44 protein-coding genes are annotated in these 24190 nt (G+C 27.7%); 17 read left to right on the top strand and 27 right to left on the bottom strand.

The window, feature by feature from the left end; translation table 11 throughout:
- The 17 genes from J7G74_RS02765 to J7G74_RS02845 form a co-directional block, all read left to right on the top strand.
- Positions 1–2289, top strand: a 2289-nt coding sequence (locus tag J7G74_RS02765) for a hypothetical protein (RefSeq protein ID WP_297131624.1), incomplete at its 5' end; no start/stop codon positions are given.
- Between the two features lie 23 nt (positions 2290–2312).
- Positions 2313–2588, top strand: a complete 276-nt coding sequence (locus J7G74_RS02770) for a hypothetical protein (protein WP_297131626.1) — start codon at positions 2313–2315, stop codon at positions 2586–2588.
- A 103-nt stretch (positions 2589–2691) separates the two neighbouring features.
- Complete coding sequence (locus tag J7G74_RS02775) at positions 2692–2973, top strand: hypothetical protein (RefSeq protein WP_297131628.1); 282 nt, start codon at positions 2692–2694, stop codon at positions 2971–2973.
- On the top strand, positions 2973–3230 hold the full coding sequence (locus J7G74_RS02780; protein ID WP_297131630.1) for a phage holin family protein: 258 nt from the start codon (positions 2973–2975) through the stop codon (positions 3228–3230). The genes J7G74_RS02775 and J7G74_RS02780 overlap by 1 nt, the downstream gene beginning before the upstream one ends.
- Positions 3231–3255: 25 nt before the next feature.
- Positions 3256–4437, top strand: coding sequence for a peptidoglycan-binding protein (locus J7G74_RS02785; RefSeq protein ID WP_297131632.1), 1182 nt, complete (start codon positions 3256–3258; stop codon positions 4435–4437).
- A 70-nt stretch (positions 4438–4507) separates the two neighbouring features.
- Positions 4508–5485 (top strand): tyrosine-type recombinase/integrase, encoded by a 978-nt coding sequence (locus J7G74_RS02790; protein ID WP_297131635.1) that lies wholly within the window; start codon positions 4508–4510, stop codon positions 5483–5485.
- A gap of 111 nt (positions 5486–5596) precedes the next feature.
- Entirely contained in the window at positions 5597–5827 is a 231-nt protein-coding gene (locus J7G74_RS02795; protein WP_297131639.1) for a hypothetical protein, read from the top strand.
- Positions 5828–5839: 12 nt separating this feature from the next.
- Entirely contained in the window at positions 5840–6355 is a 516-nt protein-coding gene (locus tag J7G74_RS02800; RefSeq protein WP_297131641.1) for a hypothetical protein, read from the top strand.
- Between the two features lie 325 nt (positions 6356–6680).
- Positions 6681–7196, top strand: a complete 516-nt coding sequence (locus J7G74_RS02805; protein ID WP_297131644.1) for a hypothetical protein — start codon at positions 6681–6683, stop codon at positions 7194–7196.
- Between the two features lie 233 nt (positions 7197–7429).
- Entirely contained in the window at positions 7430–8017 is a 588-nt protein-coding gene (locus J7G74_RS02810; protein WP_297131649.1) for a hypothetical protein, read from the top strand.
- Positions 8002–9129, top strand: coding sequence for an FtsK/SpoIIIE domain-containing protein (locus tag J7G74_RS02815; RefSeq protein WP_297131652.1), 1128 nt, complete (start codon positions 8002–8004; stop codon positions 9127–9129). Before J7G74_RS02810 ends, J7G74_RS02815 begins: the two co-directional genes overlap by 16 nt.
- 40 nt (positions 9130–9169) lie before the next feature.
- Complete coding sequence (locus J7G74_RS02820) at positions 9170–9385, top strand: hypothetical protein (protein ID WP_297131655.1); 216 nt, start codon at positions 9170–9172, stop codon at positions 9383–9385.
- Positions 9386–9481: 96 nt separating this feature from the next.
- Positions 9482–9742: a hypothetical protein gene (locus tag J7G74_RS02825; RefSeq protein ID WP_297131659.1), complete on the top strand. Its 261-nt coding sequence runs from the start codon at positions 9482–9484 to the stop codon at positions 9740–9742.
- Positions 9743–9902: 160 nt separating this feature from the next.
- Positions 9903–10199, top strand: a complete 297-nt coding sequence (locus tag J7G74_RS02830) for a hypothetical protein (protein WP_297131662.1) — start codon at positions 9903–9905, stop codon at positions 10197–10199.
- A gap of 48 nt (positions 10200–10247) precedes the next feature.
- A complete protein-coding gene (locus tag J7G74_RS02835) occupies positions 10248–10694 on the top strand; it encodes a hypothetical protein (RefSeq protein ID WP_297131664.1) in 447 nt (148 codons plus the stop codon).
- Positions 10675–10869 (top strand): hypothetical protein, encoded by a 195-nt coding sequence (locus J7G74_RS02840; RefSeq protein WP_297131666.1) that lies wholly within the window; start codon positions 10675–10677, stop codon positions 10867–10869. Before J7G74_RS02835 ends, J7G74_RS02840 begins: the two co-directional genes overlap by 20 nt.
- A gap of 79 nt (positions 10870–10948) precedes the next feature.
- On the top strand, positions 10949–11239 hold the full coding sequence (locus tag J7G74_RS02845) for a hypothetical protein (protein ID WP_297131670.1): 291 nt from the start codon (positions 10949–10951) through the stop codon (positions 11237–11239).
- A gap of 299 nt (positions 11240–11538) precedes the next feature.
- On the opposite strand, the gene J7G74_RS02850 is transcribed toward J7G74_RS02845, so the two are convergent.
- From J7G74_RS02850 to J7G74_RS02980, 27 genes are all read right to left on the bottom strand, one after another.
- The gene (locus tag J7G74_RS02850; RefSeq protein ID WP_297131673.1) at positions 11539–11847 is read right to left on the bottom strand and encodes a hypothetical protein; all 309 of its coding nucleotides are present in this window, start codon (positions 11845–11847) and stop codon (positions 11539–11541) included.
- Complete coding sequence (locus tag J7G74_RS02855) at positions 11840–12013, bottom strand: hypothetical protein (protein ID WP_297131676.1); 174 nt, start codon at positions 12011–12013, stop codon at positions 11840–11842. The genes J7G74_RS02850 and J7G74_RS02855 overlap by 8 nt, the downstream gene beginning before the upstream one ends.
- 113 nt (positions 12014–12126) lie before the next feature.
- Positions 12127–12507, bottom strand: a complete 381-nt coding sequence (locus J7G74_RS02860) for a hypothetical protein (RefSeq protein ID WP_297131679.1) — start codon at positions 12505–12507, stop codon at positions 12127–12129.
- 50 nt (positions 12508–12557) lie between these two features.
- A complete protein-coding gene (locus J7G74_RS02865; protein WP_297131682.1) occupies positions 12558–13055 on the bottom strand; it encodes a deoxyuridine 5'-triphosphate nucleotidohydrolase in 498 nt (165 codons plus the stop codon).
- Positions 13056–13112: 57 nt separating this feature from the next.
- Positions 13113–13520 carry a hypothetical protein gene (locus tag J7G74_RS02870; RefSeq protein ID WP_297131685.1) on the bottom strand — a complete coding sequence of 136 codons (408 nt, stop codon included), beginning with the start codon at positions 13518–13520 and terminating at the stop codon, positions 13113–13115.
- A 21-nt stretch (positions 13521–13541) separates the two neighbouring features.
- Positions 13542–13811 carry a hypothetical protein gene (locus tag J7G74_RS02875; RefSeq protein ID WP_297131688.1) on the bottom strand — a complete coding sequence of 90 codons (270 nt, stop codon included), beginning with the start codon at positions 13809–13811 and terminating at the stop codon, positions 13542–13544.
- Entirely contained in the window at positions 13808–14212 is a 405-nt protein-coding gene (locus J7G74_RS02880) for a crossover junction endodeoxyribonuclease RuvC (protein ID WP_297131691.1), read from the bottom strand. Before J7G74_RS02880 ends, J7G74_RS02875 begins: the two co-directional genes overlap by 4 nt.
- Positions 14196–14339, bottom strand: a complete 144-nt coding sequence (locus J7G74_RS02885; RefSeq protein ID WP_297131694.1) for a hypothetical protein — start codon at positions 14337–14339, stop codon at positions 14196–14198. Before J7G74_RS02885 ends, J7G74_RS02880 begins: the two co-directional genes overlap by 17 nt.
- Before the next feature lie 5 nt (positions 14340–14344).
- The gene (locus J7G74_RS02890; RefSeq protein ID WP_297131697.1) at positions 14345–14914 is read right to left on the bottom strand and encodes an AAA family ATPase; all 570 of its coding nucleotides are present in this window, start codon (positions 14912–14914) and stop codon (positions 14345–14347) included.
- 12 nt (positions 14915–14926) lie between these two features.
- Positions 14927–15067, bottom strand: coding sequence for a hypothetical protein (locus J7G74_RS02895; RefSeq protein ID WP_297131701.1), 141 nt, complete (start codon positions 15065–15067; stop codon positions 14927–14929).
- Positions 15068–15127: 60 nt separating this feature from the next.
- Complete coding sequence (locus J7G74_RS02900; RefSeq protein ID WP_297131703.1) at positions 15128–15439, bottom strand: hypothetical protein; 312 nt, start codon at positions 15437–15439, stop codon at positions 15128–15130.
- Between the two features lie 67 nt (positions 15440–15506).
- Positions 15507–15767, bottom strand: coding sequence for a hypothetical protein (locus J7G74_RS02905; protein ID WP_297131705.1), 261 nt, complete (start codon positions 15765–15767; stop codon positions 15507–15509).
- A gap of 93 nt (positions 15768–15860) precedes the next feature.
- On the bottom strand, positions 15861–17309 hold the full coding sequence (locus tag J7G74_RS02910) for a TSCPD domain-containing protein (protein WP_297131709.1): 1449 nt from the start codon (positions 17307–17309) through the stop codon (positions 15861–15863).
- Between the two features lie 265 nt (positions 17310–17574).
- The gene (locus tag J7G74_RS02915; RefSeq protein WP_297131713.1) at positions 17575–17976 is read right to left on the bottom strand and encodes an HNH endonuclease; all 402 of its coding nucleotides are present in this window, start codon (positions 17974–17976) and stop codon (positions 17575–17577) included.
- 75 nt (positions 17977–18051) lie between these two features.
- Positions 18052–18852 carry a hypothetical protein gene (locus J7G74_RS02920; protein WP_297131716.1) on the bottom strand — a complete coding sequence of 267 codons (801 nt, stop codon included), beginning with the start codon at positions 18850–18852 and terminating at the stop codon, positions 18052–18054.
- A gap of 13 nt (positions 18853–18865) precedes the next feature.
- A complete protein-coding gene (locus tag J7G74_RS02925; protein ID WP_297131718.1) occupies positions 18866–19390 on the bottom strand; it encodes a hypothetical protein in 525 nt (174 codons plus the stop codon).
- On the bottom strand, positions 19380–19538 hold the full coding sequence (locus J7G74_RS02930) for a hypothetical protein (RefSeq protein WP_187294851.1): 159 nt from the start codon (positions 19536–19538) through the stop codon (positions 19380–19382). The genes J7G74_RS02925 and J7G74_RS02930 overlap by 11 nt, the downstream gene beginning before the upstream one ends.
- A 232-nt stretch (positions 19539–19770) precedes the next feature.
- Positions 19771–20907, bottom strand: a complete 1137-nt coding sequence (locus J7G74_RS02935) for a DNA sulfur modification protein DndB (protein WP_297131722.1) — start codon at positions 20905–20907, stop codon at positions 19771–19773.
- A gap of 159 nt (positions 20908–21066) precedes the next feature.
- On the bottom strand, positions 21067–21609 hold the full coding sequence (locus J7G74_RS02940) for a site-specific integrase (protein WP_187294853.1): 543 nt from the start codon (positions 21607–21609) through the stop codon (positions 21067–21069).
- A gap of 396 nt (positions 21610–22005) precedes the next feature.
- On the bottom strand, positions 22006–22170 hold the full coding sequence (locus tag J7G74_RS02945; protein ID WP_297131727.1) for a hypothetical protein: 165 nt from the start codon (positions 22168–22170) through the stop codon (positions 22006–22008).
- A gap of 23 nt (positions 22171–22193) precedes the next feature.
- Positions 22194–22364, bottom strand: a complete 171-nt coding sequence (locus tag J7G74_RS02950; protein ID WP_297131730.1) for a hypothetical protein — start codon at positions 22362–22364, stop codon at positions 22194–22196.
- A gap of 15 nt (positions 22365–22379) precedes the next feature.
- Positions 22380–22772, bottom strand: coding sequence for a peptidyl-tRNA hydrolase (locus J7G74_RS02955; protein WP_297131733.1), 393 nt, complete (start codon positions 22770–22772; stop codon positions 22380–22382).
- Between the two features lie 36 nt (positions 22773–22808).
- A complete protein-coding gene (locus tag J7G74_RS02960; RefSeq protein ID WP_297131736.1) occupies positions 22809–23063 on the bottom strand; it encodes a hypothetical protein in 255 nt (84 codons plus the stop codon).
- Between the two features lie 30 nt (positions 23064–23093).
- On the bottom strand, positions 23094–23303 hold the full coding sequence (locus J7G74_RS02965) for a hypothetical protein (RefSeq protein WP_297131739.1): 210 nt from the start codon (positions 23301–23303) through the stop codon (positions 23094–23096).
- Between the two features lie 26 nt (positions 23304–23329).
- The gene (locus J7G74_RS02970; RefSeq protein WP_297131742.1) at positions 23330–23566 is read right to left on the bottom strand and encodes a hypothetical protein; all 237 of its coding nucleotides are present in this window, start codon (positions 23564–23566) and stop codon (positions 23330–23332) included.
- 10 nt (positions 23567–23576) lie between these two features.
- On the bottom strand, positions 23577–23996 hold the full coding sequence (locus J7G74_RS02975) for a hypothetical protein (RefSeq protein ID WP_297131746.1): 420 nt from the start codon (positions 23994–23996) through the stop codon (positions 23577–23579).
- Positions 23986–24150, bottom strand: coding sequence for a hypothetical protein (locus J7G74_RS02980; RefSeq protein WP_297131749.1), 165 nt, complete (start codon positions 24148–24150; stop codon positions 23986–23988). Before J7G74_RS02980 ends, J7G74_RS02975 begins: the two co-directional genes overlap by 11 nt.
- Between the last annotated feature and the right edge of the window lie 40 nt (positions 24151–24190).

Here is a 24190-nt window from a genome sequence, read left to right on the forward strand (position 1 = left end):
AAAACTGAAATATCTTCTACTAAATCAAAAGTATCTACTATAGAAACTAATCTAAATGGAATTACTTCAAGAGTTAGTGCTGTAGAAACGAATCAAACAACTACTGGTAATAAGGTAACAAGTTTAGAATCTTGGAAAAAAGAAGCAGAACAAAAGATAACTGAAACAGCTATAACTAATACAGTTAAGAAAAACTTCTATACTAAGTCGGAAACAGATAGCCAAATTACATCTAAAGGCTATCAAACTGCTTCGCAAGTCCAACAAACTGTTAATAGTTTAGAAGTAAAAGTAAGTCAAAGTGGTGGCTATAATTTAATTCCTAACTCTACTGGAGCAAGTGGCAATACAAATAGTTGGACTCATAATGGTTCGAGTATTGGGGTTTCTTCTAATACTGAAATTGGAAGTAGTTGCAGCACATATATGTATTTGGATAATGGAACTACTACATATGAAAGATATGCTTTTAGCAGTAGATTCAAATTAAAACCAAATACAAAATATAGATTTACTGGATATTTTCACAACTACACAAAATGTCCAAGTTTTGATGTCTTTCTATTGAGTTCTACAACTTTGAGTGATACTAACACAAGTTTAGATTATACTAATGCTCAACAGCTAGTTACTGGTCAAAGTACAAATGGTTCTTGGAAAAAGTTTACTATTGTAGTTACAACTCCTGCAAATACAATAAGTGGTTATATTAGAATAGATAATAATGGATATAATGCCAATGGTGCCAACTCAAATAGGATTCACTGGAATGCTTTAATACTTACAGAGGGAGAACTCGAGGTTCCTTGGTCGCCACATCCTTCTGAAGTCTATGATGGAATTACTACTATAGATAAAGATGGGATAAAAGTTTCTATGCAAGACGGAGAAGGTTCGCAAGGTTATACTCGTATAGCTCACGATGGTATGGAAATATTTGATAGTAGCGGTTCGAGAATAGCTCACTTTGGTGATAACAATTCTGCTTACATCAAATCATTGACTGCTGATGAAATAATAAATGATAAACTATTAAAAATGAGTACTGGTGGAACTAGGCATTTGTATGTTGCTCCAGGTGCTACTGGCGATGGTACTGGTAGAGATGCAAATAATAGAGCGAATAGCATTACAAATGCTTTGGAATGGTTTAGAAAACAGTATGGTTGTTATAGGTGGCAATCGGATATACAAATCCATCTAGCTCCTGGAGATTATTGGGGTGCTAATAATTACATTGGGGGTTGGATTGGTACTGGAGTTATACACGTATTATTTGAGCCATGGGCATGTCTTAGAACAACTCTTACCATAGAGGAAAATACTATGCCAATAATAATAAGAGGTACAAAAAACGCGTTTGATTGGTCAACTCAAAATGATGCTTATTTTATTACACAAGGTAAGGCTACTGGTATTCATATTAGAAACTCTAATGTAACAATAGCAGGTATTAATATGTTGAAGGAAGGTTGGAGTGGTGATACAAATACTTGGAATAATTACCAGGGTACAGCAATAACAGCTGACCATGGTTCAAGGGTATTTTTAGCTTATATGGATATTGTAGGTTATTACAACGGTGTATACGCATCTAATGCTAGTTATGTTTCGTGGTACGATTCGAGAGGGCATGTTTATAGACATGCGGGTTCAGCTCATGGAGCTTATATATTTTTCAGTAGAAGTGAACCTTTGAGGGCATTAATAGCCCAAAGAGAACAAGGTGGGCATTTTGCAGGTTTGGGGGATGCTTCTAACAACAATTCTTTCTTTCAACCTAAACCAGCTTCTCAACCAACTCCTCCTCCACCTCCTACTGAGAAATGGGCATGGGTTGAAAACACATTTTGGGCGAGTTCTTTATGGACTACTCCAGAAGGTAGTGGTTCTGGTACTTCTTCAAGAAATGGTCAATGGGGTCAAGGTAAATGGGGAAGTTATAAACCACATAGAGGGTTCGCATCATTTAGTGGTGTAAATGCTTGGTGTCATGGTGGGAGAAACTTTACCGTAGAACTTACAATGACAAGACTTAATACAAGTCATGGTTATGGTGGAGCTGTTCCTGTTCCTAAAATAAAAACTACAAATGGTAGTTATTGGAATTGTGGAAAGGCGTTTGCAAGGGGAGCTACTCATACAGTCACTTTACCTTCTGATGTGGCTAATGCTTTAGTTACTGGCGGTTGGGATAGATTAGAAATGTGGGCAGGCACAAGTACAAACGATTATTCATTTTATGATAATGTAAGAATTAGGGTAGTATGCGAAAAACGAGTACAATAAAAAAAGGAGAATGATATAATATTATGAGAACAACAAGAATAAATGAGTTTTTAACTTCACAAAACAATCAAACTATTAACTTTAACAAAGATATAGTTGTTAACGACTTAGAAGGCAATAGCAGAGTAATTGTAAAATGTTATTGCACTATCATAAACGGTAGAAGTATAAGTTATTATATGACTGTTGAAGATGAAGAAATATTTGAAAATAACAAGGAAGCTATTCAAGTTGAAATAACTAAATTTAAAGAAGAAGCTGTTGATTTGGCTACAAAGAATAATGTTCCTATAATATAGGGAATTAATAAAATCACAATTTAGTGATTTGCGTCTTGAACCTATTGCAATCACTGGGGTGTAGGATTGTGATTTATAAAAATAAATAGAAAGGACATGATTTATGGACATGTTAAAATTCATATCACAAAATATAGGTTATATAAGTTGCATAGTGACTTTTATATTAAGTGCATATAAGATAATTTCATTATTTGAAAAGGAAGTCAACTATAATACTTTGATGACACTAAGATTAATAATTATAAATACTAATATGCCTTTATCAGAAAGAATAGAGGCTGGAAGAATGTATATTAAAAAAGGTGGTAATGGAGCAGTAAAAAAATTAGTGCAAGAATTAGAAGAAATAGAATTAAAAGAAGAAATGGGAGGTAATAAATAATGGATTTAACTTTTTTAAATGATTATGTGGTTTTAGTAATTGTGGGAATATGTGTTTGTATAGGTTATATTCTTAAAAATAGTTTTCCTAAACTAGACAATAAATATATACCTTTAATAATGGCTATTTTGGGTGTAATATTAAATATTTGGATAGCCAAAACTATTACTCCTGAGATACTGTTAGCTGGTATGTTTAGTGGATTGGCAAGTACAGGACTACATCAAGTATTTGTTAATTTAATGCAAGGCAAATAAATTAATATAAAATAGGAGGCGTTTTATGCAAAGTAAATATGGATTTATAATGTTCGATAATATAAATGAATTTGAAAACTGGTTAAGAAAACAAAAAATAACTAGAAAAATAAGTAAATTACAAGTTCATCACATGGGAGCACCAGATTATTCTTGTTGGAAAACAGATGAACATTTTAGAAGACAGAATAATCTTAGATCATTTCATAAAAATAATAGTGGTTTTTCAGATATTGCACAACATTTTTCAATATTCCCTGATGGGAAAATAATGACAGGAAGAAGTCTTAATTCTAATCCTGCTGGTATAAGTGGTTGGAATACAGGTGCGGTTTGCGTTGAGATTTACGGAAATTTCGACTATGGAAAAGATATTATGACTAAAGAACAAAGAGAGTCTGTAATAGCTTGTTATGCAATAATGTGCAAAGTATTTAATTTAACTCCAAGTGAAAGCACTATAAGACCTCATGCTTGGTTTAAATCAGACGGAACTTATTTAGGAACATATAGAGTTGGTCAATCAAGAAAAACTTGTCCTGGAACTAACTTTATGGGATATGGTAATACTAAAGAAGCCTTTAAAAATTTTTATAGGGATATAAAAAATTACCAATCATCAGGGCAAGTTTCAGATAGCAAACCTTCGCAAAATGTATCAGAAACAACAGTCAATCAAGAAGGTATGGTGAATGCTACTTCATTAAACGTAAGAAGTGGGGCAGGGACAAATTGCTCTAAAGTAGGTTCTTTAAAAAATAATACTCAAGTAACTATAGTTGCGAAATGTTCAAATGGATGGTTAAAAATAAAGTATGGAAGTGGATATGGATATGTTAGCGGACAGTATATAGACAATATAAAAAATGTTCAAACTTCTTCATCAACTCAATTAAGTGGAAAATATATTGTTAGATATCTACAACAAGTACTTAATTCATCATATAAATTAAACTTAGATGTAGATGGATTATATGGAACTAAAACTAAAAATGCAGTAAAATCTCATCTCCTTAAAAAAGGTTGTAGAGGTGAACATGTAACATGGTTACAAAAAGCATTAATAAATAGAGGTTATAAAATAAACGCTGATGGGATATTTGGAAATGACACACTAAATGCAGTTAAAAAATATCAACAATCAAGAGGATTAAAATCAGATGGATATGCTGGAGTAGATACTCATACAGCAATAGTAAATGACTAATAAAATAGAGAATTAATAAAATTATGGCTAGGATTATTCTTCCTAGCCTTTTTTAGTTAGGAGGAATAAGATGTCAAAACAAGTTTATAATAGATTTTTCGATGAAGAAAAATGGTTAAAAGTCAATAAAAGCAATAAAGATGCAATGGAGGATTTTCTTTTAGAATTAAAAAGTCAAAGGAAAAGTGATAAAACTATATATCAATATAAAAATGATTTAAGGATATTTTTTATTTGGATATTAGATACTTATGATAACGTTCCAGTTCATAAGTTAAAGAAAAAGCAATTAAGAAATTTTATTCTATATTTAAGTGATTTAGGAATGAGCAGCAATAGAGTTAATAGAATGAAAAGCACTTGTTCTTCATTTTTAACTTATTTGGAAGATGATGAAGATTCTGAAGTTGAAATGAATTATATGAGTAAAGTCAAATCAGTACAAAAAGAAATGGTTAGAGAAATTGTATTTTTAACAACTGAAGAAGTATTGATTATATATAATGAACTAATGTCTCAAGAAAAATATAGAGATGCTTTATTGATTGCTTTGAGTTTTGAGTCTCTTGCAAGAAGATTTGAAATATATCAATTAAAAGTAGAAGATATAGATATTAATAGATCCATTACTAAAAACAAGGTTCGTGGTAAAAGAGGTAAAACTTTTAATTTATTTTATTTCAATAAGACTAAAGAGGCTTATACAAAATATATGGAAACAAGAAATGATAACAATGAAAATTTATGGGTTGATAAAAATGGAAAAAGTATAGGATATGAAGCCTTATATGATATAGTTGTCAATTGTAGAGAGATATTGTTTAAGCATACTGGTGAAATGAAGTATTTTAATAATCATAGTTTCAGACACAGTGGTGCTCAAATGTATAAAGAAGGAAAACACTGGGTTAATGATAAACAATTCACGCTAGAGGAACTGAAAGTTCTTATGCATCATAGTGATTTAGGAACAACAAGTAGTTATTTAAAGTCAATGGATAATGAAATTATATTAAATGCTTTTGGATTAAGCGAAGACAATCAATAGTTTAATAAAAATGTTATTTTATAAGGTATGAATAATTAATAAAGAAATTACAAAGCCTTAAAATCGCTTATACGAAGTCAAAAATTTTATATAAATGAAAGGGATGGTAAAATGGCAATACAATATATACCACCAACTGTCACTAAAGCCAACAGAATAAAAATAGATGATGTGAATAATAACTTCAAAAGTAATAATGTTGAAGGTGCTTTAAATGAATTATATGAAAGTTCAAAAAATCAAGTTAAAGTTGAATATAACGATACAAATGGTGAATTGACAATTAATTCATCAGTTAAAGTTGTATATGATGAATCAAATGGAAATTTACAAATAGGGTAGGAGGAAAATAATATGGCTGAAACAGAAATTAAAATTATAAATGGAAGAACAGTGTGTGATGCTACTGCTAGGAATCAAATTAAAAATAAAGTAGATAAGATTGAAGGCAAAGGACTTTCTACAGTTGACTTTACAACAGAAAAAGATACTAAATTAAATGGTATAGCGGAAAATGCTAATAACTATGTTCATCCTGCTAAACATAATGCAGATGTAATTACACAAGACGCTAATCATAGATTTGTTACTGATACAGAAAAACAAACATGGAATAACAAAGCAAATAGCAACCATAATCATGATAATACTTATGCTACAAAGTCTAGTGAACATACTCATGCCAACAAAACAATATTGGACACTATAACTACAGAAAAAATACAAATATGGGATGCAAAAAGTGATTTTGATGGAAATTATAGTAGTTTAAAAAATGCACCGATTTTATCATTTAATGAAACAGGCGAATTAGTTGTGACTATAGGTGATGTAAGTAAAACTTTTGTACCTAAAGTTGAATCAGTATAAAAATAGAATAAAAGAACAGAAGAGGGATATGCGAAATAATCGTATGTCCCTCTTTATTTTTTTTTGTTTAAAAATAGATACTGAGTAAGGCGAATCAGGAAATCTATATTTAACAAAAATAAAACAACTATTTTTAATACATTTACATTATATCATAAGTATTAATTATTTTATTAAAATTTTAGTCAACTTTTATTAATTTGCTACATATATATTATTAAGAAAAATGATTAACATATGTTAATCAGTGATTCAAATATAAAAATCGTAAAAATAGTTATCACATATGTTAATCAATTTGCATATATTGTATTAGGTGATGAGGATGTTAGAGAGAGATAAAAGAGTTTTAGAGTTGATTAAAAATTTAGGTATATGTACAAGACAACAAATACAAAATGTAATATTTGCTGATGTTCACGAGAATGTATGCTTGAGAAGATTAGCTATGCTAAGCAAAAGAGAAGAGATTAAACGAGAGTATTTTAACCTAGGAGATAACAAGAATGCTTATATCTATTATTTAGATAATAAGCCAAATAAAGACACTATACAAAGTGATTTAATAATTACAAACTATATTATTAAGCTGATAAGCGAAGGATATGAAATAGTAGAGTCAAAGAGAAATACTATGGTGGAAGATAATACTTCAAATGCAATAATTAAATTCAAATCAAAAGACAAATCTAAATATGTATTTTTAAAATTAGAATCTGAGGAGGGGGATTTTAAAAGTATATATTATAACTTCAAATCTGAATCGAAAGAAGAAATTCCAAATACACTTTACCTTATTGATAAGGGATTAAATGTAGTCAAAAGAATTAAATATAAATAACATAAAATTCCATGTATATTAATAATGATTTTGGATAAAAGAAAAGTAACACAAAAGAAAGGGTAAGCTCGGCTTCGCCTCCCTTATTAAAATAGCTTGGACACATGCCTCAAACATAGTTATAATCTGGATACGTTGGTTCTAATCTAAAAATATTGATTGGAACTTCCAATCGAAATGTATATTTTAATTTTAGGGTATGTTAATCGTGGTATGTGAATCGGAGGGGTGTTATGAATAAAAAGAGTATTAAGATATTAAATTTTATAGATATTGTTCAATTTTGTACTAGGGAGCAAGTGCAAAAATTATACTTCAAAAATAGTAGCATAAGATATTGTAATAGGTATATGAGCGATTTGGTTGATAATAAAATGTTAAAGAGGAAATATTATAATTTAGATGTAAAAGTAAATCCTTATATTTATTACAAAGATAAAAGACCTAATAAAAAAATATTAAAACATGATTTATTAATTACAGATACAATAGTAGAATTTATGAATTCATTTTCAATTAAAGAAATAATAAAGTCACCAGTTATAGATGATGTTAAGCCAGACGCAATGTTGGTAATAAGAACAGGGTATAGCTTGCAACCAGTATTAGTGGAAGTACAATTATCAAAACATGATTGTTTTACAAAGTATTATAATTTTGCCCGAAAGTTTAAGAAGTATTCACAATTAGATGAAAAACCTATTCTGTATGTAGTAACAGATTTGGAACTTAATGAGAAAAAATTAAGAGATTTAGATATAGTCATAGATGATTTGAATATGACTAAAATAAGGGGGATTTTGAAATGTTCAAAATTGTAAGTGGGATTATAGAAGGCATATCAGTTATATGGGATGTGACATTAGATTTATTCTTTGGAAAAAATGAATTTGAGTATTTATTCAAGCAAATAAAGTTACAAAACTTAGATGGGCATATGCCTATATTAAGAAAAACAGTAGAAGGTTCTAATTATAAAGCATATTTATTTACTATACCAATAGGATTAAGTATAGAGGATTTTAAAGATAATAAAGATACTATATCTCAATATTTGCATAAAAAGGAATGTGATGTATCTATAGAACTGGTAAATAATCAGGCATTAATAACAATTAAAGAAGGGGATATAAAAGTTAGTTGTGATTATGAAGATTATGAATTTAAAGATAATAATAAAATCCCTATAGGTATTGATAAAATGACTAATAAGATAGCTTACTGGAAGTATCTATCTCAATCAGATTGTCATTTGATTATAGGAGGAGCAACAGGTTCAGGTAAATCAACCGCTTTAACTGAAGTTGTAAGCTATATAGTTGAATACATTCCAAATATTAAAATTTATATCCAAGACACAAAAACTGTAGATTTACCGATGTTTGAGAATGTTGATTGTGTAGAGGTTTATAATGGTGGAAAAGATCATTTTGATGAAACTATATCAAATGTTGTAGATGAAATGAAAGAAAGATATAAATGGTTAAAAGAAAAAAAATGCAGGAATTTAAATGAATATAAAGGCAAAGATAAACCTCCTCATATATTTTATATAGTAGAAGAATTAAATAACTTCAATTCTAAACATAAAGAGGATGTTGAATTTTATAAAAATTTACAATTAATATTATCTCAAGGTAGAGCAGCAGGAATTACTTGCATAGTTACTGCACAAAATCCATATTGTGATGTATTACCAGGGTATATTAAGAGTAACTTTTTAACAAAACTTTGTTTAAAAACAACAACAGGCGAGGCATCTAAAGTATTATGTGGGAATTTTGATTTATTAATAGATGAAAAAATAATGGATGGAAATGGTCATGGATATTTAATCAATTCAGATGGTACAAATGAAATTCAAGGATTTAATATTCAAGAAGAAACTATAATACAAATAGCGAATAAACATAGAAAGGATAAAGACTCTTAGGAGTCTGAGTATACATAACTTATTAAGGAGGTATTTTAAAATGAATAAAAATAATGAAAGTCATAGCAGTTCTGAAAAAGTTATATACTCAGCATTAGGAGGAGGAATTATATTATCAATGGCTCCGCAATGGATACCAATATGTATATTTGGTGGAGGATTATTAATAAGCGTATATGGAATATTAGACGTAATTAATAAAAGTGATGCTAGAAGTCAGTTTGATTTGCGACAATATATTGAAAACTCAAAATAAATAACATATTCAATCATATTAGGTAATACCCCTCTTTTGAGGGTTTACATAGATAGAATTTATCTATTAATTTTAAACTAAAGGAGAAAAACTAAAATGAGCAAAGCAGTTAATATGATGAATAGTTACATGAGAAGTCAATGTAAAAGGATCAATAACCAATTAATTGAGGAAAGTAAACCTTTGAAACACAAAAAGTCTAAAAAGACTGATGGTGTAGTTAAGATGAAAGATGTAACTGATAATGAGCATAAAAGAAGAGTTATACAAAAGCCAGAAGTTTCATTGAAAGCATTTCCTGTATTTTATATAGGCTACTGGTGTATGATAATTTACTATTTAACTCGATTATTTTAATTAGTAAAAACTATGACATCTAATATGACTAATATTAACCATTGTGCCACATACACTTTAAGGAAAGATGGAGTGAATACAATATGTTAATATAAGGACAAATTCAGATGTGATTAAGGATTTAAATAATGAAAATAACATGAGTTAGAAAGGAAGAATTATGATTAACGAAAAAGTAAAAAGCATTAAAATGGCAATTAATAATTTTGAAGGCATGCAAGAAGAAGGATTGGACACCTGTCTATTAATAGGAGAAGATATGGAATTAGGTAAATATTATCTTCAGTTTACTAATAATCGTCAATCAGCTTATGATTTAGAAATAATTGAAAAATGCGAAGATAAAGATTATGTAGAAAACATTGCTAAACTATTATCTAATATTTTTGATATAGATATAAAGTGCTTTGATGAACATGAAGGATTATTCAAAAATGTTAAATATATAGGATGTTAATATTTAAGGGGGAATATGAGGATAACTGAAATTTAGGAGGTTATTCTTATGACAAACTTAACTAGAGTACAATTAGCTAATATTAATGAAGGATGTTCAAATAATTTTCAATTAGATGTAAAAAATTTTATTGCAAATGATGTAATTCAATTGGTTAAATATGTAGATATCAATGAAAATGAAAGATTAGAGTATTGTTTATGTTATCACAGAAAATATAATATTGTTAAAAAGACAGGAAAGAAAAAGGCAACAAATAGATATTTAGTATTATTAAAAATATCAAAATGGAAAAGAGGAGATATTGATATTTGGGTTGATAATGGAGTAATTAAAGTTGTAAAAGTGCTTAATAAAGCAGTAGATCATCAATATTTAAAATTCCTTCAAAAATTAACTGAAGAACTTACAGATGATAAACTTTTATATTACTTAAATGAAGTTGAAAATGTTGAAATAATAAAGGGTGATAATATTGAAAATAAAGGCAATTAATGGTTGGATTTGTAATGTAGAAGGTGATTTAAAGTGTATAACTGACCATGACTTAGAAATATTAAGGTATAAAAACTTTTCCACGAATAATATAGAAAAATTAGATAATGGGTGGATAGAACCTTATAGCATTGATTTCATTAATAAAGTAGTTGATTTATATGTTTTTAGATAGGAGGATTGTTTTATCCTCCTTTTTATTTTGTATAAAAATAGTATATAATTAAACTAAATATAAATTAAGGAGTTTTATTATGAATGTTATTTGTGGTGATTTAGAATTAATGGATAATAAAAGTTTATATAATTTATTTCTTAAAGGTGACATTGAAGAATCAGAATTAAAATGTATTTTTAGGGATAGGATAAAAGTATTTACTAGAGTTAATGTTGGAAATATTAATTTAAGAATAGATCTAATAAGCAAACAGAATGAAGGTGATAAAAATTACTTTATGGCTTTAAATAAGATATGTACATATAATGAACTATCAGAGATGAGCATAAAACTTGGTGAAAATGTAACTTGGCATAAAACATACTAGTCTTTAAATGTATTTTTAAGGTATAGTTACAATTATATTATAAAAAATATTTAAGTATAATAATATCCACTACCAAAATTGATAAGGAGTGGCAGTGGATTGAAGATTGATAGAAAATAATATTTTCTATGACTATTATATAACAAGTGACATGTAAATGCTAGGTTATTTCATATGTTTTTTCAATATTGTTATCTTCATTATGGCTATTTTTACATAGTAAAAAACACTCCTAGTTTGCCGACCAGAGTGTTTTAAACATAACTATTTTTAATACCAAAAACCGAAAAGGTCATAAATTATTTATTCTTATTTTTCTTTTGTTCTTTTAATGCTTTCTCTTTTTCAGCACGTTCTATTTTACATTGTTCAATTCTTTTTGATAATACTTCTATCATTGTTTTTTCATATTTCTTATATATTTTATTGTCTGTTGAATCTATTGATATGTTATATTTGGATTCTAATTCATCAAGTAGTCTCCAGTAACGGAATTTACTAAATGTTTTTATGTATTTTGGTAAAGTATCTGCACATACACAGCTTAAAAAACGGTTAGCAAATTCATTACAATAGTTATTAAATGTTGCTTTATCCTTTTTATTCACGTTTCCTCACCTCATAATTCTTGAGTATGTATTTTGCAAAGCATACACCACAATGACAATTAGCACGATTGAAATTACAATCATATGCTGCCTTTGAAAGTTTGGGACAAAATAATAAAAATTCGTCCCATAGTTTTTCATTATCAGATATTTTTAATTTACTCATATTTACCTCCTTATTTAATCAAATATCTCTATTTTTATATGCTTTCCCTCTTTATTTCTCAAAAAATCTTTAAGATAAGTATCATTTATAATGAAGTCATCTGCACCATGTCCTCAACACCAATCTTCGTATCTTAATGTACCTTCTATATTTTTTAAATCATCTAAGAAACATTGTTCCATTTGATTTTTTAAATCGTGCATGATAATATCCTCCGAACCATATACATTGATGAAGCAATCATCTAAATAGAAAGATATATAATTTTTAATATATTCAAATCCATCACATACACATAAGTTCGTATCAACAGCTATATTTTGACCATCAATATTTTTGTTCATATCGTATTTCCTATTTAATTCATTTAAGATATTATAAATTACTTTATAATATCTTTCTGCCCCTTCATGATTCTCTATTTCATGTTTAAAACAATCATCTTTGTTTTTAAATATTTCACCACAATACTCACATTTATAAACTTGTATCATATCTCCACCCCTATTTCATTGTTAAGTTATTCTTATTTAATATACTATAATTACGCTCCAGTAGTACCATAGCCACCACGATCTTGATTACCAAATGATGAAACTTCTTCAAATTCTATTTCAGGCATAGAGTCCTCTATTTTCATTTGTATTAATCTATCTCCTATATTAATATGTCCTTCTCTAGTAGCATAAAACATAGCAAGATATTCATCGTTATCTCCTATGAAAGTATCATCGCCTATCCCGACAGAATTGGTTAATAATAATCCAGTTTTTCTAAATGTCCCACTTCTAGGTACTAAATGTAACTCCTTACCTTTTGGTAGTTCTAGTGCAAATCCTAGTTTAACTACTATTACATCCTCTTTTGCATAAGTAAGTCCGTCAGGATACCATATAATATCATCAAAAGTAAATTCTTTACCTGTTTCTAGTGCATTTATATCAACACAACCTATTTGACTAACATAACAATCAGCCCAGTTTCCATTATGTATTTTTGGTAATTTAGCATTTTCTCTCATTCTTTTTATTCTCATTTTCATATTATTACTCCTCCTAAATAAAAGTTTTATTTTATTAATTATATATTTATAAAAATATTACCACCATAAACTACGATTACATATAGCATATATCTTATATACTTCATCCATTGATTTTTTAATATTCTCATCATTTCTTCTTTCATCAAAATCATCTAATAAAAGTTCATATTCTAATCCTTTAATCATTCTATTTATACATTCTCTTTGGGTTAAGGTTTCTCCATTAAAATCAAATTTATGAAAATCTAAATCAATACATTTTTCTGCAATTTCTTTATATGCACACAGTCTTTCATACATTAATAAATCAATTGTATAATATAAATTCCAAGTTTCCCTTTCATCGAATCCATCTATTTCTCTACTTAACTTCCATTGTTCTTGTCTGTCATCGTCTTTATTCCAACCCCAAGGGGTATCTTCAATTTTTATACCTAAGTTTTCCAAATAACTTCGATTCATATGTTCACATCCTTATATATTTTATAAAAATATTTTTAAAGTTTTATAATTACCCGAAGAAAATATAATATTAAATTTATAACCAGCATTTATCAACTCATCATATAAATAATTAAATAACCAGTCATAAAAATCTTCTTCTTTATCAAAATCTTCTTTAAGACAGTTCAAATCTATCAATGTATATTTATCCGATTTATTTAAAGCCCTTTTTAGACAATCATTAATGTAGTCATATGCGTCTTTATGTATTTTTAATACTTTTGAAATAGTATTCTTATTAACTATCATATCTTTCTTCTCCCTTTGTTTAAATAAGCTAACACTAAGGCTAAACTATCATAAATGTCAGATGTTTTCTCTTGTTTCTTAGTTTGCTTATCACTATACTTACCTATATCAATTAAATCTCTTTGGATAGTTTGTGCAATTTGTTCTTTTGTTGCCCTACCATTACCTGTGACCATTTTCTTGACTGTTGTAGGATATATTAATTTAGTCTTAATATTTTTCTTTTGTAATGATCTAATAATCATACCTTTGAGTATATTTAATTGTAATACCGATTTACTATTTCTAACAGGTATGCTATCCTCAAGAACACATAACTCTATGTCATAAGACTTTATAATTTCTTCTAATGTATCACATATATGAGTTAATCTATCTATATCGCTAGGGAAAATCTTCACGTTTAGTCTCTATTTTTCCATATACAATTACCTTCTTATCTGATGTAACTATTGAATAACCCGATGAACTCATACTTGCATCTATTCCTAATAAAATAATATCAACCCCCTTAATTCCGAATAGCAAACAATTTATAACACATTTTTAATTAAAATATATTCCATTTCATTAATTGCATTTTCAACTTCATATTCATTATGTATCTTATAGTAATCACCCTTTTCAATAAAATCTTTAAATCTTAAATTATCATCATGTTGTCTACGTTTTACTTCAGCTAAATTTTTAGTGTCTCCTCTTTGAACTAATCTTTGCATTCTTATTTCATCGTTGCAATGTATATAGAATGGAATTATATTTGATTTACCAAAATAGTTTTCTAAGTCATATAGTCCAGGTGGATCTACAATTACCAAGCTCACATCATCTTTAATTGAATCTTTATGTATACCATATCTCCATATTTCACATTTATCATTAGGTGTTTTTACTTTATAAGTCCTTTGTTCTATGAAATTATCCTTCTCACTTTCAAAGAAGTCATTTGATACAAAGTGATAAGTATTATTATCTATTTCTTCTTGATTTCTAGGCGGACGTGTCGTGTGAGAAACTATTTTTGGTATATCTAAATCTTTGCTTATTGCATTGCAAATCGTATCTTTTCCACTTCCTGATAGTCCTAATATTGCTATAATCATTTAAATTCCTCCTTAACAAGTAATATATTTGTTATCTGAAACCATTATAATGCCTTGTTTATCCCTAATTACCTTAACTTTAGTTGATGATTTTCTATTATTATGAATTAAATCAATTGATATATGTCCTTTGTTTTTTCTTATTGAATACATAAACATACCTCCCTTTGGAGAGAATAAACTCTCCTAGATTTAATTTATTAATTTTATAGTTTATAATATGGATTCAAATTGTAAGCCGACCACTTGTCTAGACATGGTATCGAAATGTCCATTTTTATTTCTTAAAGTATACTTATCTGTAAAATATACACACTCATTGTTATCTTCATTATCTATTACTTTAATAGTGAATCTTGGTGTTGTACTTAATTCTCGTTCCTCAACATTAAATATTCTTTTATCACCATTTTTTATCATATATCGAATACGAGGTTCTTCATCCAAAATATCAAGATAACCTCTTCTAATAATCTCATATTCCTTATTATATAAAACTTTATCCCCTAAATTATATTTAAACATTAACATTCTCCTCCTTAATAAAATCAATTTTTATTGTGTGTTTTGAGTTCTGAACCCGTTGCAATTACTACATTACATCGTTGCACAATTTTATAAAATCATCATCTGGCACAAAAATACCATAGTATAAATATATTATTGTAAAAATTATATTAATTACTGGTAATATCCCTACTACAAGAATTTTTAATAAATTATACAATTTAGCTAATTTACTATCACTAGGAACACCCCAAGTTATTTTATGTTTTAGCGTAATACATCGTAGCATAAATAAAAGTACGCTTATGACAAATAATATAATTGACCATATGTAAAATTTAATCATTGATATCCTCCTATCTAAATAGTTTTATAAACATTAATTGTGACATGTTTAATTTACTTACTGTTTTTAATATTTCATGCATATAATTACCTCCTAATCACATTTCGTATACCCACATGAATTACATTGAACACATCCTCCAGTAAAAGAAAGTTTCTCATTACATTCAGGACACTTAGAATCATTTTCTTGATTATATTTATCTTTAACATTTATTTTTTTTCTTGTAGGCTTCACACTTTCTTCATGCTCTATTTCTTTCAAGAACTTATGAACTTCATTAATTATTGCACTTCCGCAATAACTTCCTTTTGATAACTCTACTCCTTTTGCTCTAGCACTAGCAAATGACGGGCATGCATCTACTCCACTAAATGCTTTCTCTATGTTATTTATATTTCCACCTAATCTTAATGCAGCACTAATACCTATTACTGTTGTTTCAAGATTTTTAGCACATCCACCTGAACCTGACTTTTTAATATATAAATCTTGAATTGCTTTTTCATTAGGAGAATATCCAATGAAGAGTTTTAATTTCCCACAACCAATTTTTAAATTTCTCTTAATATAATATGTGTCTTCGGCTAAAGATTTCCATTCTCCCCTTTTGAGTTCTTGAGTTTCTTCTTTATCATTAGTATTTGTAGTTAATATTCCTTCTCTTTTGCATCCACTTCTATATATAGTTATACCTTTTAACCTCTTTTCCCAAGCATAAGTATATATATTATAAACATCTTCAACTGTTGCTTCATTAGGTAAGTTGACTGTAGAAGAAATACTTGCATCTATGTGTTTTTGCCATATAGACTGCATATCTACTCTTTTTAAAGGATTTAAATTCATAGCGGTCACAAAGTAATCAGGCAAATCTTCTTCTTTAGTAATATTATTTCTATCCATATACTCTTTTACTATTGGGGTATATACCTTATAATAAACATCTTTATTATGTAATGATTCTGTTTTTCTTGTATATGAATTTTCAAATATAGGCTCTATACCTCCACTTATACCTAACATAGTAGACAAACTTCCAGTAGGAGCAACAGTAAATATTTGCGAATTTCTCAAACCATATTCTTTTATCATATCTCTTGTTTCGTCCGTAGTATTATTTTCTATATATTCACTTTGCAATATTTTTTCTTTATCGCACTTAGGATATGCGCCAAACTTCCATGCTAAAAATGAAGAGGCATTTAAACCTTCATTTGCTAGAGTAAATCCAATTTTATCACAAAATTCAATTGATTCTTTATCTCCATATTTTAATCCTAATTTTATTAACATATCAGCTATACCCATAACTCCAATGCCAATTTGTCTATAATCTCTCACAGTTTGTTGTTGTATATCTAATGGATGTAGTGACAAGCCTTCGTCTAAAACATCATTCATGGCTCTAACAACAGTATGAATATCTTTTTTAAATCCAGCAAAATCAAATGTATCATTTTGAACATACGCTGACAAATTAAAACTTCCTAATAAACAACTGCCTCCTGCTGGTAATGGTTCTTCCAATTTTGTTACCATAAAAGCTCTTTATCTTTTATTTCTAGAGGTTTCCCTCATCATTAAGACTATTACCATCATCTTAATTACTAGTGGTCTATTCCACTCTAGTTCGGAGTACATTTTCACCTTAGAACTTTATCTAAGCTATGCGAACAAGCTATTATACTTATTGTGTTGGAGGCTCTTGGGAGAATTATTGCTTTCATATTAACGCTCATCTCCTACTCTCTACGGACAATATTAGATATTATTGCCCTCGGTATTCCCTTATTGTTTAATTTTATTAATTATGGAATCTTTTCGAATATGGAGTGCTAATCCAACCTCCTCTATCTTTTATTAACCCATTATCATATGCGTGTTGAGTATTCATGCTAGTATTACACCATTCTAAATTTTTATAATTGTTATTTAATTTGTCCCCATCTTTGTGGTTAACTAAGTTATAGTCATCAGGATAAGGATTATGTACATAATACATTGCTACCAATCTATGAACCCTAATGTAACGTCTGATATTAGTTTTGATATCCGTGACTCTTATTCTTTTATAACCATGAGCAATATGGTAAAAGCATTCTGTAGTTTTACCATTTCTTGTATCAACTTTGAATACCTCTCCATTTTCAGTTATATAGTATTCATATCTGTCAGAAATATTAAAATCAAACTCTATTCTTTTCATAACTACAAGCACTCTTATTCAATTAAACAACTTAGGGTTCACCGATACACCCCAATTTTTAAACTGCGCCCAAGACTACACTAAAGCACATGGATTAACTCCCGAATATTCAAACTCTTCATCTTCACTTACTATATTATAGTCAGCAATGTTATCCCAATATAATATTCCTGGTTCTGCATAATCCCAATTATTCTTACATAATTTCATAAACAAATCCTTTGCATTTACTTCTTTAACTATTTCTTCTCCAGTAGTGCTTATTATAAATTTACATTTATACATTGGATTATTGTCTAAGCCAATTACTTTTTCCATAAACTCATTATTTACTTTTACAGATATATTGGCTTTAGTTACATTGTTTAAGTCTGTTTTTATATCTATAAAATCCTCTATGTCTGGATGGTTTATATCTATTGAAATCATTAAAGCCCCACGTCTACCATTTTGTCCAATTGTTTCTGTAACATCACTGAATGTATTCATAAAACTACAAGCACCAGTAGTTGTCTTTGCAGCGTTATTAACTTTAGCACCTTTTGGTCTTAGTTTAGATATATCTATCCCTACTCCTCCACCATATGAAAATGTTCTAGCCAGATCCGAACAAGTCTTATATATACCTTCTATTGAGTCGTCTACTTGGGGCAACACATAACAATTTGAATACGTTACCTTTTTCCCTAGTTTATCAAGGCCTCTATTTGATAATATTCTTCCACCAAATAAAAATTTTTGTTCTCTAATAAGCCTTGCTACTTCTTGATCTCCTCCACTAACTCTTTCAATCCATTTATCAAATGTTTCATTTTCATGTTGATATTTATTGCTCCATATAGCCTGTTGTAATTCATTCATTTTCCAATTATTCATAAAAATTGTCCCCCTAATTAAATTCTAAAATATAACCTTTTACAGTTTTAATTCCCATATCATTTACTCTATTGTAATAATCTAAATCACTTTCACCATAATTTCTAGGTATATAAACATCGAAATTATTATATGTAGATAATCCTTTACCGCCACGATCCTTAACTTGACATACTCCAAATCCTTCAATATAAATATCTGTGTCAAATGGATACATGTTGTTGGCGATTACTCCAGGATATAATGCTGAACCACTTGCTGTTAAATTTTCATATCCTGCATTTTCACTAGCTAAACTGGTGTAAAATGATAATTTACATTCTATTTCAGTTACTTTAGAAACTTCTTCACCTGTAACTTCACTCCAATAATTTAATTCTTTTTCTTCTTTTGATATTTCTTTTGGTTTTTCAACTACTTTATGTTTTATTCCAATATCATTTTCAGTGTCTGCTGTAACTATTTTATTAATTTTATAGTTATATATTATTGAAATTAAACATACCAAGATAAAAACAATACATTTTTTACACCTCATTCGTACCTCCTTTTAAGTCAATTTGTAAATCTTCTAACTCTATTGCAAATTCTTCTTCTGATTGTTGTAATAACTCAATTTCGTCAATGATATCATCTCTACCTATACAGCGATTATCTTGAACTACATTGTAAATATGTCTTTGCAACTTATGGTATTTTGTTAATAGGCTTTCTATATTTACTCCAATAAATCACCCCTTTCTCATGCATTCTTTTATTTCAAATATGATATTGCTAATTATAAAACCTAAGATTACACAAATTATATTTTCTGCCATTTTATCACCTCTCTATTTTATTAATTTTATATTTAAATAATAAGCTATTAACTAAATAATGTCAATAGCTATTTTAAACTATTTATATTTTTTATCAATATTATTGAACTTTATAAAATTCTTCTTCAAGTATTTTAGATAATATAGATCTTGTTTGCTTATTATTAATCATCACAAGTCCAGTCTTACCTGGGCGAATAATAGCAGTCCAAAGCTCTGATTCTTTATCCATGTCAATTTTTTTTATATTTTTTAATTCATCTTCCCAAGTATTTTGGAATCTTTTTACATATAAAAGCCTTGCTATAGCTAAATATCCATAGAATGTGATGTTTTCACATATTAAAGAATACTCTCTACTTAAACTTCTAAGTTCATAACTAATCATTTCTGGGAAAATTTCTTTTAATTTTTTGAAGAATAAATCTAAAAATTCATAAATATCATTTTCTTCTTTTTGACTCTGTATAATAGGAAATGATTCTTTTATTGCATTATTTAATGTAGCAAATGTAACAATATGCTTTTCATCATTTTTAGATATAGAAGTTTTATTTTCATCAATCATTCCTTTTAATGAACCATAATTATTTAATTTATTAACTATCCTATTGCTTGCTTTACTCATATCGAAACTTTCTGCTTTAGAAGTTGATATTTTTAGTCCCTTAGCAAATTGACTAAATACAGATTTGGCTTCGTCAGGTTGAAAATGTGTAAGCAATATAGGAAATTCTAATTTTTCTAATTTTTCCTTATACCCACAATCTTCACCTAATACTTTGCTGTGTAAGTATAGTCTATGCATTGCTCTAGTTCTATGATTTCCATCTAACATTGTAAGTACACCAGTTAATTCAAGAGTTTTATCTTCAGAATTATAAGTAACTACTTCATTGTTTTGCTCTAATAAATTTAATGTTATTTGTGAAGGATAAAATTTCTTATCATCTTCACCTTTCATAGCACTTTGAATTTCTTTTATATTTTTCTCATTGCATATAGCAACAGATTTAACTTCACCATTTTTTAATTTTTTTATTTTTGTACCCCTTTGTGTTTCAGGATAATATACAATTTTACCTTGATCCCATAATTCAGCTATTTGATATCCATTAAGAAATAAATACCATATATTATCATCAACTTGCTTTACATTATGAAATACTTCATTATCAACTGTATTTTTATCTGCAACTTTATATATATTTTCTTTCGTTACAACCTTTACTTTCATTTATATCACCTCTTAATATTATTATAGCATAATACTATAAATATGATACAACATTTTGAAAATTTTATTAATTTTTCATTAGATAAGATTGATTTTAAAGGTATAAACTATCAATGAATGATTTTGAACACCCTTAAAATCGCTTTAAATCGGTCATTTTTAGATATAGAAATCTTTTATTGTCTCATCTTTATTATCATCCATGATCCCTATATACCTTAAAGTTATACTTGGGGACGAATGATTAAATATACTTTGCAATATTGCTACATCCTTATATTGTTGATAATGAAAATATCCAAATGCCTTACGCATACTATGACATCCTATTTCTTCTATACCTAATTTATCTGCAACTTTATTCAATATCCTATAGGCTTGGACTCTGGAAATAGGTTTATCTGTTTTCTTACTTTTAAATAAATATTCTTCTTGTCTCATTCCTTCTATGTATTTATTAATTTCAATTCTTAACATATCATTAATTAAAAATCTTTTGTACTTACCTGTTTTTTGCTCAGTAATTATTATGTGAGTTCTTGCTCTAACATCTTCAACTTTTAACGATAATAGATCACCTATTCTTAATCCTGTATTAATACCTATAGTAAATAACATATAATCTCTATAACTTATCTTCAATAATTCTTTTTTAAAGTCATTTAAAACATTTTTGTCTCTAATTGGTTGAACAAATTTCATCTCAAATCTCTCCTTTACTACTTATATTATATTACATTAATAGTATCATTACAATTATTGAAGTACATTATTTTTTATAAAAACAGTATAAAACGTTGAAATTTACACATTTTCTATTTTTATTTTAATGTAACACAATAAACAAGGAGTTTCATTAAGAAATATAAATTTTGCATGAATCGTTATTTTCCATTGTACTGATTTAATGGTATAAAATATCAATGAATATTTTACAGATGCCTTAAAATCAATTTAAATAGGTTTGTTTTTTCTTGTGAAAATATTTAATTCAGTTTCCACAATAATTCTAATATAACTACACATAAAAATATAATTATAAAAAACATCGTAATAAATAAGTAAATCATCTATATTTATCGCCTCATTCAATAAATTTTATTTTTTATTTAATTTTTGTAAACATTTTTCACATATAGGTATTCTAAACCAATTTTCATCATATACATCTCCTATTGCAAAATCCTCTAAACATAAACCACAATCGAAATAATTTTCAAATACTTTAGCATATCTCATTAATGTGTTTGTATTTATTTTCATATTTTTCTCCTACAATAAAACTTTTATCCAAATATCAATCCACTTGTTATGGCAAATATTATAGCTGAAATAAACCACATAACTAAATGAATTGGCAATAATCCTCCTGCTTTCTTCATATAAAATTTTAAACAACCATTTATAGTAAATGCTCCAAAGAATACCTCTAATATCAATAATGTTATATTACTCATTCTATACCTCCTATACTATTGATAAAGTCTTAATCTTTTTAACCATTTTGGGATTTCACAGGTGACTTCACTACTATTCAACCTATCATCTCTGTAAACATTTCTATCCAATACTCCATAGCAAACTGTAGTTAATGTATTTGGAGAAAGTTCAGTTAATCCTAAATCTCTTTGTACAGGATATCCTTTCTGTTCTAAAGATTCCAACCTGGAAGAAGGACAACTTAATGCAATTATTCTTCTTTTATTGTCGTCTATGTTTAAATATTCTTCTAAATTTTTATCTTCTTTGCCTTTTTGAGATGTTATATATCTAAATATTGCATGACCTATTTGACTGGGTAATTTACCTTTAGATATTTCTATATCTTTATTTACAAGTATATATAAAGCTAAATCTTTTTTCATCTCTACCACTCCTATATAATTAAATAATCGTTCTATTTAAAACTCCAATGCTTTCATTAATTTATCTAAGTTCCACATATTGTTTATATTTCTCTCTTTATTTATTTCAACATCAATTCCTAGCGATTTATATTTAAAAATATGCTTGACAACTTCTTTAACTGCATTTCTATAAAGACTTGTATCATATCTATTAATTAAATCTCTGTGAATAATTTTACTGCAATCAAGGTATGCTACATATATATAATAATTTGTACTATCCGTCACTATTTGTATTTTACAGTTCATAATATTCTCCTTATAAATTAATCATTTTATTTATAATCCTAAATCTACAAATTTACTACAATATTCATTAGATATATCATTTTGTAAATCATTTCCACAATCCTCACAAATATGTATTGTTTGATGAATATCTTTAAAATATAACTCAAAGAAAGGCTGATTTTTTATAATTTCACTTCCACAACTTTCACAATCAACTTTATATTCCCCACTAAATCTTTTAAATTGAACACCTATCATAGCTTACCTCCTTAATAAAATAACATTTATATTTGCCAATTTCCATATGCCCAATGTCCAACTATTGTTCCACAACTTTTGCATTTCACTGTATATTCTTCAACCCATGACTCTCCACAATAATAGTTTTCATTCTTAAATTTTTTACAACCACATTTTTCGCATTTAATTGGCTCTCCATTTTCTTTCGTATAACCTTCTTGAATAAGCCACTCAATATATTGCTCAAATGTTTTCGGCTTTTTTATTCTTTTCTTTTTCATATCATTCTTCTTATTTATTATCCATCAATTCTTGTACTTCTCTTAAAATGACTTTTTCAGGTAAAGTTGAAGCCTCGATTATATCAAATACTTCTATTGGAACAAGTATCACAGAAACGAATATTGTAATTCCTAAAAATATTGCTGATATAAAAGTAGGTATTTCATAAGGAGCATTCCCATAACCTTTATGGTTTTCCTTTTCATCTTTGTACTTTTTATAGAAATATTTAAATACTAAACTAACAGCAATAAGAATAATTAAAGTTAAAATAATCCATGCTACACTTGTAAATATTTCATATTTTACTAACCTAGATCCTAAATCTTGTAAATACGGCATAACATTCGCAGAAGTCCAATCCACTGCTATACCAAATTTTTCACATAAAGCATCTAATATTTTTATAAAATTATCACTAAAACTCATTTAATTCACACTCCTCATACATAATAACCATCATTTCATGTGATTCACTCATAGCTATTTTAATATCATGCACTACAACTTTGGATATGAATTCATTTATTTCATTAGCTATTTTAGTATCTGTTCCCCAATCGTAATAAGTTATACTTTTCATATTAATTTTCCTTATAAATTTTCAAATTGATACTTTAAAT

The organism is Terrisporobacter sp. (assembly GCF_017888745.1).
Lineage (GTDB): Bacteria > Bacillota > Clostridia > Peptostreptococcales > Peptostreptococcaceae > Terrisporobacter.